The sequence below is a fragment of the Corynebacterium minutissimum genome (assembly GCF_000805675.1).
GTDB classification, from domain to species: domain Bacteria; phylum Actinomycetota; class Actinomycetes; order Mycobacteriales; family Mycobacteriaceae; genus Corynebacterium; species Corynebacterium minutissimum.
Map to the genome: position 1 here is coordinate 347,945 of NZ_JSEF01000006.1, position 15,736 is coordinate 363,680.

General features: G+C 60.0%; 11 protein-coding genes. 7 read left to right on the plus strand and 4 right to left on the minus strand.

Annotated elements, in window-relative coordinates:
* Positions 1 to 79: 79 nt before the first annotated feature.
* From NX84_RS04655 to NX84_RS04675, 5 genes are read left to right on the plus strand one after another with little or no spacing between them, the layout of a single operon-like run.
* Positions 80 to 3,136: an ATP-dependent helicase gene (locus NX84_RS04655; RefSeq protein ID WP_082013900.1), complete on the plus strand. Its 3,057-nt coding sequence runs from the start codon at positions 80 to 82 to the stop codon at positions 3,134 to 3,136.
* Entirely contained in the window at positions 3,129 to 6,350 is a 3,222-nt protein-coding gene (locus tag NX84_RS04660) for an ATP-dependent helicase (protein ID WP_039674247.1), read from the plus strand. Before NX84_RS04655 ends, NX84_RS04660 begins: the two co-directional genes overlap by 8 nt.
* Positions 6,351 to 6,392: 42 nt before the next feature.
* Positions 6,393 to 7,505: a potassium channel family protein gene (locus NX84_RS04665; RefSeq protein ID WP_039674249.1), complete on the plus strand. Its 1,113-nt coding sequence runs from the start codon at positions 6,393 to 6,395 to the stop codon at positions 7,503 to 7,505.
* Positions 7,505 to 8,239, plus strand: a complete 735-nt coding sequence (locus NX84_RS04670; protein WP_039674251.1) for an NAD(+) diphosphatase — start codon at positions 7,505 to 7,507, stop codon at positions 8,237 to 8,239. The genes NX84_RS04665 and NX84_RS04670 overlap by 1 nt, the downstream gene beginning before the upstream one ends.
* The gene (locus tag NX84_RS04675) at positions 8,208 to 10,259 is read left to right on the plus strand and encodes an ATP-dependent DNA helicase UvrD2 (protein WP_039674253.1); all 2,052 of its coding nucleotides are present in this window, start codon (positions 8,208 to 8,210) and stop codon (positions 10,257 to 10,259) included. Before NX84_RS04670 ends, NX84_RS04675 begins: the two co-directional genes overlap by 32 nt.
* 35 nt (positions 10,260 to 10,294) lie before the next feature.
* Here NX84_RS04675 and NX84_RS04680 read toward each other — a convergent pair whose 3' ends face one another.
* A complete protein-coding gene (locus NX84_RS04680) occupies positions 10,295 to 11,122 on the minus strand; it encodes a TOMM precursor leader peptide-binding protein (protein ID WP_039674255.1) in 828 nt (275 codons plus the stop codon).
* A gap of 79 nt (positions 11,123 to 11,201) precedes the next feature.
* Here NX84_RS04680 and NX84_RS04685 point away from each other — a divergent pair, with 79 nt between their 5' ends.
* The gene (locus tag NX84_RS04685) at positions 11,202 to 11,699 is read left to right on the plus strand and encodes a M48 metallopeptidase family protein (protein ID WP_039674257.1); all 498 of its coding nucleotides are present in this window, start codon (positions 11,202 to 11,204) and stop codon (positions 11,697 to 11,699) included.
* Here the strand turns inward: NX84_RS04685 and NX84_RS04690 are convergent.
* The gene (locus NX84_RS04690) at positions 11,696 to 13,135 is read right to left on the minus strand and encodes a zinc-dependent metalloprotease (RefSeq protein WP_039674260.1); all 1,440 of its coding nucleotides are present in this window, start codon (positions 13,133 to 13,135) and stop codon (positions 11,696 to 11,698) included. The genes NX84_RS04685 and NX84_RS04690 overlap by 4 nt on opposite strands.
* Positions 13,136 to 13,228: 93 nt before the next feature.
* Here NX84_RS04690 and NX84_RS04695 point away from each other — a divergent pair, with 93 nt between their 5' ends.
* Complete coding sequence (locus NX84_RS04695) at positions 13,229 to 14,305, plus strand: YlbL family protein (protein ID WP_039674262.1); 1,077 nt, start codon at positions 13,229 to 13,231, stop codon at positions 14,303 to 14,305.
* Positions 14,306 to 14,352: 47 nt separating this feature from the next.
* On the opposite strand, the gene NX84_RS04700 is transcribed toward NX84_RS04695, so the two are convergent.
* Together NX84_RS04700 and NX84_RS04705 are read right to left on the minus strand one after the other, a co-directional pair.
* Positions 14,353 to 15,033: a hypothetical protein gene (locus NX84_RS04700; protein ID WP_039674264.1), complete on the minus strand. Its 681-nt coding sequence runs from the start codon at positions 15,031 to 15,033 to the stop codon at positions 14,353 to 14,355.
* Positions 15,034 to 15,110: 77 nt separating this feature from the next.
* The gene (locus tag NX84_RS04705) at positions 15,111 to 15,674 is read right to left on the minus strand and encodes a PPA1309 family protein (RefSeq protein ID WP_039674266.1); all 564 of its coding nucleotides are present in this window, start codon (positions 15,672 to 15,674) and stop codon (positions 15,111 to 15,113) included.
* Positions 15,675 to 15,736 lie beyond the last annotated feature (62 nt).

Below are 15,736 nucleotides of genomic sequence, written 5' to 3' on the forward strand. Positions count from 1 at the left end.
CGCCGGCGTTAGCCTTCCTCCCTCGCCCGACGTCCGCCTAATTCCCCGAACTCGGAGCGCTACTCAGCGCTCCTGGGACATGCCGCTGCCGAAGGAAGGCACGTGGCGCGTTCTGGGCACTGCAGGTTCAGGGGTGTCGAGCCTGCTTATCGATGTTGTCTTAGAACAGCTCACTAGCGGTGCTGATGCCTCCGGAATTCTCGTTGTTGCGCCGTCGAAAGAATCAGGCTCATTGCTGCGCCGAGAACTAGCTGAGCATCTCGATGACTATGCGGCACAGGTTTCCATGGTGCGCTCCGTGCACTCGTTAGCTTTTGCACTGCTACGCCGCGGCAGTGAAGAGGAGCTGCGCCTGATTACCGGTGCGGAGCAGGACGCTGTCATCCGGGAGCTACTGGCGGGCCATGCAGCGGATGGCCGTGGTTCGTGGCCTGCGGAGGTGCGCCCAGCGCTGGAGTACGTTGGCTTTGCGCGACAATTACGTGACTTGCTGCTGCGCGCGATTGAACGTGGGCTTGGTCCAGGTGACTTGGAAGAACTTGGTTCCCGCTATCAACGTCCCATGTGGTCTGCCGCGGGTGACTTCCTCCGTGAGTACGAGCGCACCCAGGCTCTTGCTGGTTCTCATTCTTACTCTGCAGCGGAACTAGTCAGCCAGGTCCTCCTGCGCCCCGAATTACTGCAGGACCACCCATGGCACACCATCGTGGTGGATGATGCTCAGCTGCTCGACCCCACCTCCGGACAGCTCATCGCTGAGCTGGCTAAGAACGCCCGGCTGACCGTGATCGGTGGTGATCCAGATCAGGCCGTTTTTGCGTTCCGTGGTGCCAATTCTGAATTCCTCACCTCGTGGGAAGCAGAAAACGAACTCCACTTGGAAGCACCGCATCGCAGGCCGTCTCCTGCCTGTGTGAGCGTCGTCGACTCCCGTGGAACCCTGCGTGATGTTCTGGCTAATACAGTGCGTCGCCGCCACCTTGAGGACGGAGTGAGCTGGCGTGACATTGCAGTCATCGTGCGCTCGACAGGAGACATTGGCCCAGCCCGCCGGACCTTGCTGGCCGCCGGAGTTCCGGTGCATATCAACCCAACAGATGTGGTGCTTGCAGAACAGCGTTTGGTCAAGGCCGTCATGCTGGCGTTGCGTGCACTGGAAACCGAACTCGATCCGGTGGAACTTGAGGACCTCATTACTGGCCCCGTAGGTGGCGCTGATCCGGTTACCTTGCGCCGACTTATCCGTGGTCTGCGTCGCTGGAAGCCGGAGCAGCGCGGTATGGACACCTTGCGTGAGTTGCTTGAAGGCGACGTGCCGGACTTCGACAACCTGCTTACGGAGCGCGAAGAAGCCATTCTTGCCCGCATACGCGGCGTCCTGTCTGCTGGCCGCGAGGCCCTGCGTGCAGGAGCTGCCGTGGAAGAAATCCTCTGGGAGGTGTGGCAGGCTACGGGGCTCGATACCCGCCTCCAAGCCGCGGCCCTGCGCGGCGGTGCTGCCGGTTCCCAAGCGGACCGAGATCTTGATGCCATGATGGCCCTCTTCGATGCCGCTGGTGACTACGCCGAACGTCGCCCTTCCGCATCGTTGGAATCCTTCATCCTCCACATCACCGAGCAAGAGCTCCCCACCGGCGTGCGTGATCGCCGCTCGGCTCTGCCAGATGCCGTGGAGATTCTCACCGCGCATGGCGCGGTGGGACGGGAATGGGACACGGTCATCGTCGCGGGTGTCCAGGAAGGCACGTGGCCTTCAGTGGGGGAGACCGGCTCCCTCTTCGGGCAGGAAGACCTCATTGACCTGCTGGACCGTGATATCACCCCTGGAACTCCGGTCAGCCATGTATCTGGACGTTTGGCGGAAGAACGCCGCCTCTTCCACGTCGCGACAACCCGTCACCGCCACCGTTTGCTGGTTGTCGCGGTGGATTCTCCAGAAAGCGATGAAGTGGAAGAACCTTCCCGCTTCATTGAGGAGTTTTTGTCTGCTGAAGGCGTGGATGTACCCGGTGCACAGGCGCGCCGGGAAGCCAGTCAGCGGTGGGCGCGGCAAGCACTGCCACGCGAATTAGGCCTTGAGCTTCCGGAGCTGGGGCCGGTGACCTTACGCGGTGGTACCGGCATTGATGAGGAGCTGGATCCTCTGGAAGTTTCAGTGCTCTCGGTCCCTTCCTTTGTGGCACAATTGCGTCGCTGTGCTACCGATCCAGAGTCTGGCGAAGCCGAGAGTTCTCAGGCAGTTCGGCAGCTTGCCCGTCTCGCGGAGGCCGGTGTTCCTGGGGCACATCCGGATCAGTGGTGGGCTGCGCGCTCGGTGGCGTCTGAACAGCCGCTGACTGGTTCTAACAGCTTGTCGCCTTCCCGCGTGGAGGAGCTCATGGCCTGTCCACTGAACGCAGTGTTGGGTAGTCTCGCTGAAGAAGAGACAACAAATATCAACCTTGTGCGCGGCAACCTTGCCCATGCTTTCCTCGAAGCATTAGGTCGCGGTGTTGAGCCAGGGGCAGCGAAAAAACTCGTGGTGGAAGCCTTCGCGACGATGCTCGATGGCCCGTTGTGGCGCCGCGATGCTGAGCTTGCTGATTTCGAGCGCCTCATCGATCGCACCCATAGCTGGTCGTTGACCACCACGTTAGAACCGGTAGGTGTCGAAGTTCCCGTATCCGTCGACATTTCTCCAGAAGTGACTATCCGCGGGTATATCGACCGGCTCATGAAAGAAGGCGATGAGTACGCCGTAGTCGATCTCAAGACGGGTTCGCAGGCAGCAACGAAGCAAGCAGCACGAGACAACACCCAGCTGCTGACATATCAGTTAGCTCTTGCCCACGGAGAACTCGTCAGGGAGGACTCTGCTGACGAGGAACAGGTAAAGGCAATTCGCACCGGTGAAGGTGTGCCTCGCGCTACGAGCCGGTTGGTGTATCCACGCACCACAGCAGCGAGCGTGACGGTACGTGAACAAACGGCTAAGCCACCGGAGGAACTTGAGGAGTTTGCAGCTCAGCTGCCAGCCCTCGTCGCGGAAATGCGGGGGCCAGGACTTACTGCACGTGAGAACGACGGCTGCGATCGTTGCCCCATCCGCTCCATCTGCCCTGTCATGAACGAAGGAGGTCTGGTGACCAATGCCTAATCACCCTCAGAACCCCACTCACCACTTCAGTCCTGAGGAACTGGCTACTGTCCTAGGCAAGCCTTTCCCTCCTACCGAGGAACAAGCTGCCGTCATCGATGGGCCACTTGGACCGAAGCTGGTCGTTGCCGGTGCTGGCGCGGGCAAGACTGAGACGATGGCCTCACGCGTCGTGTCCCTAGTCGCCAACGGCCTTGTGCGTCCTGAACAGGTCCTCGGATTGACTTTTACGCGTAAAGCGGCGCAGCAGCTCGAGCAGCGTATTCGCCGACAATTGTTGACCTTGCGCTCGTCAGGCATCCTTAGCCCCGGCAGCGCTGCTGACGAAGCTGTGGAAAATATTGTGCCAAAGGTGTCTACCTATGATTCCTACGCAGGAGACCTGGTTCGTGAATACGGACTACTCATGCCGGTGGAGCCGAGTGCTCGCATCATCACGGAGGCTGAACGCTACGCCATTGCTCATGAGGTGGTGAGTAACTACGCCGGCTCCCTAAGTACTGATCACGCAGTGGCAACGGTGACTGCCACCTTGTTGAACCTCGCACAGACCATGGATGGCGAACTCAAGGATCCCGATGCCTTGCGTGAACACGAGGAGATTTTCCGTAAGACTGCAGAGGACCTTGAGAAGACTCAGAAGAACGGCAAGGAATTCAGCGACAAGGTGCAGGGCTACCTGGACACGCAGCGTCTCCGCTTGGAGTATCTGCCTCTGGTGGAAGCACTCAAGAAGGAGCAAGCTGAGCGAGGAGTCATCACCTTTGGTGAGCAGATGTCTATTGCTGCGACTTTGGCGAAGAACTTCCCACTCTTGGGCGAGCAGCAAAGCGCGCGCTACCGCGTTGTCATGCTCGACGAATACCAAGACACCTCTCACGCACAACGCATCTTGCTGCGCTCTCTTTTCGGCGGGCCGCGCGAGGGCCTGTCGGTGACCGCAGTGGGTGATCCCATGCAGTCGATTTATGGCTGGCGTGGGGCCACTGCGGAAAACCTTGCGGCCTTTGTCACCGACTTCCCTCAACCGGATGGTTCGGATGCACCGAAGGACCAGCTCACCACCTCGTGGCGCAACCCCTCCTCGGTGCTAGAGCTGGCTAATGATGTGGCTGCGAAGCTCTTTTCTGAAAGCCCAGGGGAGCGCCCCGTCGATGAGCTTTCGCCCAAGCCGACTGCACCGGCAGGAACCGTCGAGTTGGGCTACTTTGCCACGGAAACAGAAGAACGAACCTTCATTGCGGAACACTTGCGCGAGCTTTATGAAGCCACTCGCGAAGGCGAGGAATTTAGTGCGGCAGTGTTGGTGCGCACCAACAAACAATCACCTCTCATCGCGGCAGCCCTCGATGAGGCTGGTGTTCCGAATGAGATTTTTGGAGTCGGTGGCCTCCTGTGGCGCCCCGAAATTCAAGACCTCGTCGCAGTCGCAACGTTGCTGGTCCGTCCCCAGGACACCACAGCAGCTTTGCGCGTGCTCACTGGGCCGATGTGTGGCCTAGGCATCTCCGATATTCAGGCCCTCCACTCACGTCAGCGCAATTTGGCCGGTACTACTGATGGCCGCCTGCGGTGGGAAGGGGGCGACCCGCTGGAGTACCTCACTGCTCAGGTGGAGTCCATCACTGCTGAAGGGCCGGACCAAGTGTTGGGACTCGCGGACGCCCTTGCTGATCTAGGCGAACTTGATCGCTACAGCGCTGAAGGCCTCGAGCGAATGGAGGAGGTCGCTGCCAAGCTGCGTTATCTGCGAACATATTCACTGGGCAAATCGTTGAATGACATTTTTGCTGACATTGAGCTCGTCTTTGGTGTGCGCACTGAGGTTCTCGCTGCCGGAAAGCCGGGAGGAGCAACGCACCTTGATGCCTTTGCTGACCTCGTAGCCGGTTTCCATGGAGATAGTTTGGCCGCGTTGCTGGATTACTTCGAACTGGCCAAGGAGAAAGAGGACGGGCTCGCCCTGGGCGAGGTGCCGGTTGTACGCAACCGCGTACAGATTATGACCGTGCACAAAGCTAAGGGCCTGGAATGGGAGCACGTGTGCGTGGCACATGCAGACTCCTCGAGCTACAAAGCTCAGGCAGAGACCTTCCTTACGAAGATTGAGAAGGCGCCTGGCGATGATGACTACATCGAACTGCCCGATGATGCTGTGAAGCGCTCGGAGTTTGGTAAGGCTTGTGAGGCGTTCAAGGAGCTTGACCGTGAATTCCAAGCAGAGGAAGCAGCGCGTCTTTTCTACGTAGCGATGACACGCACAGAGTCCACGCTGACAGTGACGGGCTCCGGTACGAACAAGGCAAAGGGAAAGAGCAAGAAGGGCCCGTACTCTTATCTACAGCTGCTGGCAGATAAGCACCCAGAACTTGTTGTCCACTGGGAGGTGCCGGACCTTCCCATCGAGGCTGAGGAAGGCGCGGAGCGTGAAGCTCACTTCCCGTCGCTGACTCCGCAGCCTCAGGCGGTTGATGCCGCCGCTGCGGTTCGCGCCGCGATGGAGGAGCTTCCAGCATTGCGTGATGGCGAAACTTTCGAGCTGTGGGAGCAGGAGGCAAGCGCGCTTATTGAAGAGCACAAGGCGCTGCAAGCCCCAGTGGTCGATGTTGAGCTTCCGAGTGAGTTGACGGCCTCCGACATGGTGGCCATGTCGGCTGACCCGATTCAGTTTGCACGCCGTCAGCGTCGCCCCATTCCCTTCAAACCAAATTCCTACGCCAAGCGCGGTACTGCGTTCCACGCCTGGCTCGAAGACCGCTTCGGCGCACCGGCGCTCTTGGGTGAGGATGAGCTACCAGGTTCCCACGATGAGCCAGACCACGACCTTGAATCCCTCAAGGAAGCGTTCTTGGCTTCCGAGTGGGCACAGCGCACCCCAGCACATGTCGAAGCCCCCTTCGAAATCACCATCGGTGATTCCGTTGTGCGTGGACGTATGGACGCGGTATTCCATCAGCCTGACGGAACTTGGCTCATCGTGGATTGGAAGACGGGCCGGCGCCCCCAGGGCGCTGCGCTGACCTCAGCGCAGATTCAGCTTGCTGTCTACGCAGAAGCATGGCGCCGTATCCACGGAGTCGACTCGGTTCGCGCAGCCTTCTTCTACGTTCATGAGAACTTCCTGCTGGAGCCGGAGAACTTGCCTACTGGCGCTCGGCTAGCTGAGCTTTTGGACTCTGCAGTTTCCACTCCGCCCGGGTTAAGTCTAAGGTAGTCTCACGGTACATTCGCTCCGTTTAAGGGAGGTTGGCGCTTAGTGGCCAAGCACTTAGGCAAACGCTTGACATCGCGATTCTTGCCGCAGATTGAGTTAACCTCGCAGCCTGACCATGCGTTGATTGACGTCATTACTCTCCCCCGTACGGAGAGCACCAACCCGTGGAAGCAGTTGGCACGCCGCGTTCTGTGGGCTTTTGGCCTTCTCGTCTTCGTCACTATCATCGTCTACTTCGACGGTGATGGCTACAGCGAGGACCTGTCCCTGCTCGATGCCGCTTATTATTCGGCGGTCTCGCTGACCACAGTGGGCTATGGTGACATCGTTCCCGTTACTCCGCAGGCGCGTTTCATCAACCTCGCCATTGTTACCCCGGCCCGCCTGCTCTTCCTTGTCTTGTTGGTTGGAGCGACCTTGTCGGTGCTCACTGACCGAGCCCGTCGCACTTTTGAAATCCAGAATTGGAGAAAGCAATTGCGTAACCACACTGTCGTTATCGGCTATGGCACGAAGGGCGCCGGTGCGGTGTCCGCACTTATCGCGGATGATGTTCCTGCCTCCCAGATCGTGGTCGTCGATACCAACCGCGCAGCACTGGCTAACGCGGAGCACCACGGTCTTGTGACCATCTATGGTTCCGGCACCAAGCAGGATGTTTTGCGCATCGCCGGTGTGCAAAATGCCTCTTCCGTTGTTGTGACTCCATCCACGGACGATACCGCGGTGCTGTGCACGCTGTCCGTGCGCGAGCTCAACCCCAAAGCCAAGGTGGTGGCTTCAGTCCGTGAATCCGAGAACCGCCACCTTCTCTTGCAATCAGGTGCAGACTCAGTGGTGACCTCTGCTGAGACTGCGGGCCGTCTGCTTGGTCTTGCCACCGTTACGCCGACGGTGGTGGAAATGATGGAAGACTTGCTCTCCCCGAATGAGGGCTTCTCCGTTGCCGAGCGCGCTGTGCGCGAATTTGAGGTTGGCTCCAACCCGCGTCACCTGGCAGATATTGTGCTGGCGGTCCTGCGCAATAACGAACTACACCGCGTTGATACCGCAGATGCCTACGCGCTCAAGCCAGGTGACCGTCTGCTGTACATCAAGCACGAAGTGACTCAGTCCATCGACGATAGCGATGAGGACGAGGACGACGACAAGTAATGTACCTGCCAGTCACCGAGACCGGCCGCATCCCAGTTGATGCCCAAGGCCAGCCAGTCCTCGTGGCAGAACCTGCCGGTGACATTCTCGTCGAAGCTGGCGCTGTTTACGCCTTCCTACTGGATACAGCAATTGCTGAGAAACTCGGCTCGCTGCAGGATGCCTCGTTCTTCAACGGCCAGAGTGACATCCTCAAAGCTGTACATGTGATCCGGAATCGTCGTGAAGCGCGCTTCGATCCGCGCACGGGCGAGGAACTGCAGTACCCCGCTCCCGGCGTGGTAGGGCGCGTTGGAGATCGTTATGTCTTTCCCCGTCTTGACCCAGCGGTGATCGGCATTATTCACCACCCAGAGTCGGAGCGTATTCTTCTGGCGCGCAACCGCCACCGGCCAGGATTCTTCTCACTCATTGCAGGCTACGTCGAACCAGGTGAAACCCTTGAGGCCGCCATGGAGCGCGAAGCTCTCGAGGAAACCGGTCGCCGTCTGCATACCGTGCGGTACTGGGGCTCCCAGCCGTGGCCGCCAAGTGGGTCCCTTATGGTGGGCTTTTCTGCCGTCACGGAGGATGTCGAGGCCGTGTGCGATACTGACGAAGAGCTTGCAGAAGTACGGTGGGTGACCCGCGCTGACCTGCCGAGCATGACCATTGCCCGCAAGGGCTCAATTGCACACACGATGATTATGGAGTGGTTCCACGGTGATGAGACCGGATCTGTCCCTGCTCGATGAGGACCAGCGCGCCGCTGCTACGGCGCCGCGCGGCCCCGTGTGCATCCTGGCGGGCGCAGGAACGGGTAAAACCCGCACGATTACCTACCGCATTGCCCACATGGTGGACCAGGGTTTTGTCAATCCCCAGCGTGTTCTCGCTGTCACCTTCACCACCCGTGCGGCAAGTGAGATGCGCGAGCGGCTTAACCAGATGGGTGTGGGGGGAGTGCAGGCGCAAACCTTCCACGCCGCTGCCCGCCGGCAGCTGAAGTATTTTTGGCCGCAAGTAGCGGGGGACTTGCCGTGGCAGCTCATTGATAACAAATTCAGCCTTGTCGGACGCGCAGTCCGTTCATTAGGCCTCGACAATACCAAGGACACTATTCGTGATTTCCTGGGGGAAATCGAGTGGGCCAAATCATCGCTCATTGGCCCCGAGGGCTATCCAGGCGTCATCGAAAGCACAGACCGCGAGGCCCCGGGTGATCCGCAGGCCGTCGCCGAGGTCTTCCGCCGCTATGAGGACATGAAATCCACCCCGGATCTCATGTACCTCGATTTTGATGACCTCCTCATGCACATTGCCGGGGCTATTGAGAATGTGCCATCGGTAGCGGAAGTATTCCGTGAGCAGTACCGCACGTTTGTCGTGGATGAGTACCAGGATGTCACTCCACTGCAGCAGCGTGTGCTTGAAGCCTGGCTGGGGGACCGTGATGACCTCACGGTCGTGGGTGATGCCAACCAGACCATTTACTCCTTCAACGGTGCCTCACCGGAGTACTTGTTGGACTTCTCCCGCACGTACCCGCAGGCCACCATGATCAAACTGCAGCGAGACTACCGCTCCACGCCGCAGGTTACGCAGTTGGCTAATGAGGTCATTGCCAAGGCCAGCGGCCGTGCCGCCGGTACCAGGCTGGAACTGCAAGGTATGCGCGAGCCCGGCCCAGAACCCACCTTTAAGGCTTATGAATCTGAGGAAGTAGAAGCCAAGGAAGTTGCGGGCCAGGTACTGACCTTGCTCAACCAAGGTGTGAAAGCCTCTGAGATCGCCATCCTCTATCGCATCAATGCGCAGTCGGAACAGTTTGAGCAGGCGCTTGCGGATGCCGGAGTGGTCTACCAAGTCCGCGGCGGTGAAGGTTTCTTCCGGCGCCCCGAAATCTTGGAGGCTATCCGTGTGCTCATCGCTGCATCGCGTCGTGACGATCTTCCGGATGATCCGGTTGCCGTTGCCCGCGCAGCTTTCGTAGAGCTGGGCCTGACGGCTACGGAACCACAGGGTGCCCAGGCGCGCGAGAGGTGGCAGTCACTGAGCGCACTCGTGGATCTCATTGCCCAGATCGTGGAGGACCACGAGGGCATTGATCTCAATGGCGTGCTGGGAGAGCTGCACCGCCGCTCAGAAAACAAACACAACCCCACCATGGAGGGGGTTACCTTAGCTACCATTCACGCTGCCAAGGGCTTGGAGTGGGATGCGGTCTTCCTCGTTGGTCTCACCGAAAAGCTATTGCCCATTAACCATGCCATCAAAGCGGGCGATGAACAGGTGGAGGAGGAACGCCGACTGTTCTACGTGGGTATTACTCGTGCCCGCGAGCACCTGGCCCTGTCGTGGGCGCTGGCAAAAACCACTGGTTCGCGGGCATCGCGCGAGCGGACCCGTTTCCTCGATGGCCTCGTGCCGGGGATTGAGGAAAGCGAGTCGAGCAATCGCCGTTACCGCCCGCGGCGCTGCAGGGTCTGCTCCAGCGAGCTCACCAGCCCTGCGGAAAAGGTGTTGGGCCGCCACGAATGGTGCGAGTACGAAGGAGACGAGGACGTCTTCAACGCTCTGAGGTCATGGCGTGCCTCGGTGGCCAAGGACTCTAAAGTTCCTGCCTATGTCGTCTTTTCTGATGCCACCTTGCAGGCTATCTCGGAGGCGCTTCCCGCCACGGAAGCCGAGCTGCTTGACGTCTCAGGCGTTGGCCCGACGAAGCTAGAGCGCTACGGCGCGGAGGTTCTGCAGATTATCGCCTCAACACGTTAAACGCGCTTACGCACATAACAAGCAAGCAGAAGGCTTTAGCCCGAACAATACGGGCAGCGCGGATGCTCCAGCACGAAGCGGTGTTGTTCCATACCGTAGAGATCAATTTCCTTGAGCTCCCCGGCAAGTGGCCGTGCTGTCGGAGCCCCAGGCGGGGAGGGCCGGCCCATGAGTCGGCGAATGGTGACCACCGCGTGCATCACAACGGCGGTGCGCACTATGGGATCCCCTGGCCGCGCGGCTGCATCAGCCCGTTGGGCCACCCCATGCCACTGTGCATCAGCATCAATGCGGTGCAAGTGCGCACACATGGGACAAGGACCTGCACCATTGACACGGACCGGCCCAATGATGCCCCGGGCATCCAACATGGACACCGGCAACCATGTCGCCTTGCTTCGGTGGAGTGCCTGCGCCCATTCCACAGCACCACCGAGCATGTCCACCGCCACGATGGGAAGGTAGCCTGCCACGTTGTCGATGTAATCGGAGGCAGATTCGGTATGGAGGGGAGTGCGTGGCTGGAAGTGGTCGCCCATAAGGGCGTCACGAAGCTCATCGGCTAACACCGAACTACCCAGCACCGCGATGCGTTGGAGTCGCGGCTCTGGCCACAAGATGTTGTAGCTTATAAGGTCCTCGACAAGACTGCGCGCAGCAGCAGGTGATAGCCCTGTACGGGCAATCAAGTTCTCAATCGTTTGCCTGGTCAGCGGTGTTCGAAGTCGGTTGAGCACACTCGCCAATTGTGGGTGTGCCTCCAGCACCCCGACGCGTGTGGCGTCCATTCCGCATTGCACCATTCCCGGCTCGCGTTCGAGAACGGCCACGTCTGGCGCCAACATATAGGTTTGTGCCGCCATAAATTCTCTCCCCCCCGTCGCGCGGCATCCCTCCTAGCCGCGGTGGGTCTCTATTGCATCACAGGTAGAATGCCCTGTCATGTCGAGTAACCCCGAAGTCCGCGTCATTCGCTCAGCCCGGCGCCGGCGCACCGTCCAAGCCCGCACTGTCGACGGTGTGCTGGAAGTACGTATTCCGGCATGGATGTCGGCGGCGGAGGAAGAGAAAGCCGTAGCGGACATCGTGGCGAAGGTGCAGAAGAAGCACTCATCGGCGCAGCTTTCCGACGCCTCCCTCACAGCCCGCGCCCGCTCACTGAATGCACGATTTCTCGACGGCCGCGCAACCGTAGGATCTATTCGCTGGGTAAGCAATCAAAAATCCCGTTGGGGCAGTTGCACTACCTCAACGGGAGATATTCGCATTTCAGACCGGCTACAAGATGTACCCGAGTACGTTCTCGACGCGGTTATTATCCACGAGCTGACCCACACCTTCATTTCCGGTCATGGCCCGGATTTTTGGGAATGGGCAGATCGTGCGCCCAAAGCGGAGCGCGCCAAGGGCTATTTGGAGGCCTATCAGCGCTTCCGCTAGTCGCGGGAGTCGTCGTCTCCGCCCTTGTCCTTGTCAGGATCCTCGCTCTCCGCGTCAGTGTCCTCGCTGTCCGCGTCAGTGTCCTGCGCGGAGTCATCGTTCTGCTGCTTGAGCATTTCCTCCAGCTTGGAGAATTCCTCTTCAAAACCTTCGTCGGTGCTGTCATCGAGCAGTCCATCAATGAAGGAGGCCGGGTTGTCGATGTGCTCCGCCGTTGGCAGCAGGTCTGGGTGATCCCACGCGGAATCGCGCTTGTTTGGGCCCACGGCCACGGTGGCGCGGCGCCACAGCTCGGCAGCAGCCTCCACCTTCGGGGCATTGAGCTCAATGCCGACGACCTGGGAGAAGGCCTTTTCCGCAGAACCGCCGGTGGAGCGGCGGTGTGCCCACGCCTCATTCATCGCCTTCGTCGACGGAATGCGCTCACCCAGGGCCTCGGTAACCACGTGCTCGACCCAGCCTTCGACGAGTGCCAGAAGGGTCTCTAGGCGGGAAGCGGCACCGGCGTTGCGCGAGGTGATGCGCGGGGAGAGGTCCATGCCCTGCAGCTTGCCCATCGCATCCTGAATTGCCTGCGGGTCACCGGATTCCAGGTTGAGCTCGCGGGTAGCTTCCTCAATGTGGGAAGTGTCGATGACCAGGCCCATGGCGTACTCCTCGACGGAGGACACAAGGCGCTCCACCAGCCACGGCACGTGCTTGAACAGGCGCTGACGGGCAGCCTCACGGGCGCCGATGTAGACGAGCACCTCCTGGCCCGGAACGTTGAGGTTGCGGGCGATGGCCTGAATATTGTGCGGCAAGAGTGCCGTGGTGCCAGCGGGGGAGACCGGCAGGCCAAAGTCGGAGCCAGTCAGCGCCTGGGAGGCGAGGTCACCAAGAGCATGGCCCAGCTTCATACCGAAGTTCATGCCGGACATCGAATTCATCATCGAGGTCATGGGGCCCATCATGTCGCGGGCTTCCTCCGGCAAAGACTCAAGCTGCGCGTTGTTCATGTGCTCCGCCACGGGGGTCACCATGCGCTGCCACATCGGCAGGGTTTCCTCGAGCCACTGGGCAGAGTTCCATGCGGTCACGGTACCCGAGGCCGTGGGAAGGTAGGTGGCGTCATCAAGCCACAGCTCGGCCAAGCGTACCGATTCTTGGACGGCGGTGCGGTCTTTGTCATTGACCTCTTTATCGCCGGAGATCTGCTGCAAGGCAATGCGCTTAGCCAGGTCATAGTTGACGGGGCCGGCGCCTTCCGGGGAGTTCATGGAGGAACCCATACCGGATAGCATCTGACCAAATTGGTTGAGAAGATCGCCTAGGCCACCGCCACCGCCAGCGCCACCCGCGCTGAAGCCGAAGGCGCCGAACGGGTTCTGGTCGCGACGATCTTTGTCGTCGTCATCATCGTTGTTGGGGAAGGAAAAACCGAATCCGTTGCTCATGCGCCCCAATCTACCGGTTTCCGGGTCACGGATTCTAGGTTCTCGGCAACGCTGAGAGCGAACAGACCATCAAACGTTGTAGGCTGTTTCTCCGTGAATCAACAGCAGAACCCTCGAACTCGCCGCCTCCGCACCCTGACCTGGGGAGCGATTCCGGTGGTGCTTACGGGCGCTCTGCTCAGCGTGGACCGTATCCCGGGGACGGACATTACTCTGACGGTTCCGTATGCCGCAGAAGGCCCGGGGCCTGTTGTGGACACGCTCGGTGAGGTTGAGGGTATGCAGGTCGTCGACGTGGAAGCGCCGGAGACGTACCAGCCCACCGGCCAGCTCAACATGACGACGGTATCGGTGCGCACCAACATGACGATGGCTCAGGCACTGGGGCGTTGGCTGTTTACGGATGACACCCTCGTGCCTATCGAAAACATCATCCCGCAAGGCAGGACCGACGAGGAAGTACAGGAGGCGAACCAGCAGGCCTTTACCCAGTCTGAGTCAGCTGCCACGGTCGCCGCCATGGACTACCTCAACAAACCCGTGCGTATCGAGGTGGCGCAGGTGCTTGACGACGCCCCCGCAGCCGCCACGCTTCACGACGGCGACATCATCACCGCCGTCAATTCCGAACCCGTTACCGAACCCGGCGAGGTCCAACAGAAGATCCGAGGGCTGGCTCCCGGCGATGACGTCGCGCTCGATATCACCCGGGACGGTAAGGACCGCACCGAAAAGGTCACGCTCGGTGCCCACCCAGAGGACAAGGACATTCCGCTCCTTGGCATCCTCATGACGTCGGTTCCCACCGAAGACATCACGGTGGATTACAACCTGCAGGATATCGGTGGTCCCTCGGCGGGCATGATGTTTACGCTGGCGGTCATCGACAAACTGTCCACCGAAGACCTTACGGGCGGCACGACAGTTGCTGGCACGGGCACCATCGGTGAGGACGGACAGGTCGGCCCTATCGGTGGCATTGTCCACAAGGTTCGTGCCTCCCGGGATGCGGGCGCGCAGCTCTTCCTCTCCCCAGCAGAAAACTGTGCCGAGGCCATCAGTCGCGATACCGGTGACATGGTGGTAGCCAAGGTGCATACTCTCGACGACGCCATTACAGCCATGCACGACTTTGCGGCTGGTGATGAGGTCGAGACGTGTGCGAAGTAATCGCACGCGGTCTGGCTAACCGCGTGCGGTGAGACTAGACGGAGAGACTAGACGAGGCCTAGTTCCTTCAGACGCTCTTCCGGATCGTCCTGGTCGGTGGAAATCATCTGCTGCATGATGAGACCTTCGTCGTTATCCACGACGGTAAGGATGGCAGTGTTGCCCAACATGGACCAGCCCACTACGCGGTTGCCGCTGTCCTCCACGACGCGCGAGCTGCGCAGTTCCGTGAGCACCTGGGTGGTCTGGGAAGCCTTGGCCTTGGACTTGAAGAACTGGAACTGGCCCACCTTGGAGCCAGAGCAATTGAAAGAATCCGTCACGCCGTTCGGGTCGCAGCGATCAAACTCCTCAAAGATTTCCTCGGGAACCAAGCCGCCGAAGATGGCATAGGCTTTGTCCACCGAAGCCTCGAACTTCCCTCCCGATGCGGAGCTCGGTTCAGCGGAGTCAGACTCGTCCGCGTCATCGGAACTGGATTCAGACTCCGAGGCCGGTGCTGACTCCGAGTCCTTGGCGGACGTGGTTTCTTCCGCAGAGCTGGTCTCGCTCTTTTCTTCAGAGGTCGAGGCAGCGGCCGCGGAGCTGGGCTTCTCTGAATCTGTTGACGCAACAGGCGAGGTAGCCGGCGATGGCTCGGGGGTTTCCTTATTCCCACATGCGCTCAACAGCGCGCCGGTGGCGAGCACGGCTGAGGCAGCGGCGGTGAGGCGGGTGGTCAAACGCACGGTGGGGTGGCTCCTCTACAAAGCGGTACTGCTGAATAACTCGATAATGCTTAATGCTATCTGCCCAGTTTAGACGATTAAATAAGCTCGTCTGGATCCTGCTCCAAACCGTAGCGCAGCGCAGCGATAACGCCCGGTGCTACGTTTGGCCCTCCGCGCAGTTGAATGTCGTCCTCGGCGAAGGGGCCAGCTGCTTCCAGCTCTTCCTCCGTGGGGCGCAGCTGCAGGAGGGTCAGCTCAGCGCCGTCCGAGCCGTCCTCGCCCACGCCGTCGCGCAGGACACCGGAGAAGAGGCGGGCCGGGTGGGCGTCGCTAAACGCGGCGTCCTCCGTGTCTTTAAACATGATTTCCTGTGCCAGGATGACTCCGGCAATCTCGCGCGGCCATGCCAGGCGAGCTACGTATTCTGCTAAGTGCTCCGACCCTGGCTCAATGCCTTCCGGTAGCTCTTGGACGACAAGGGTAAGCGGTGACTCGTCATCCACATCACCCAGCTGGGCAGCGACTAACTCGGTAGGTACGAGCGCAAAAAGAGTAGGTGGGGCATCCCAGCCCTCGGCGTGAATGAAGTCGACGGCCTCGCGCATCGCCTTGTTGAGCGCGCGGTTGACAGCTGGCTGGGAATTGGGTTGGGAACTCATAAGCGTCCTTGTTCGTTGACGGTGATAGTGCTTCTCTAGACTAGAAGCTTGATACCTCTATG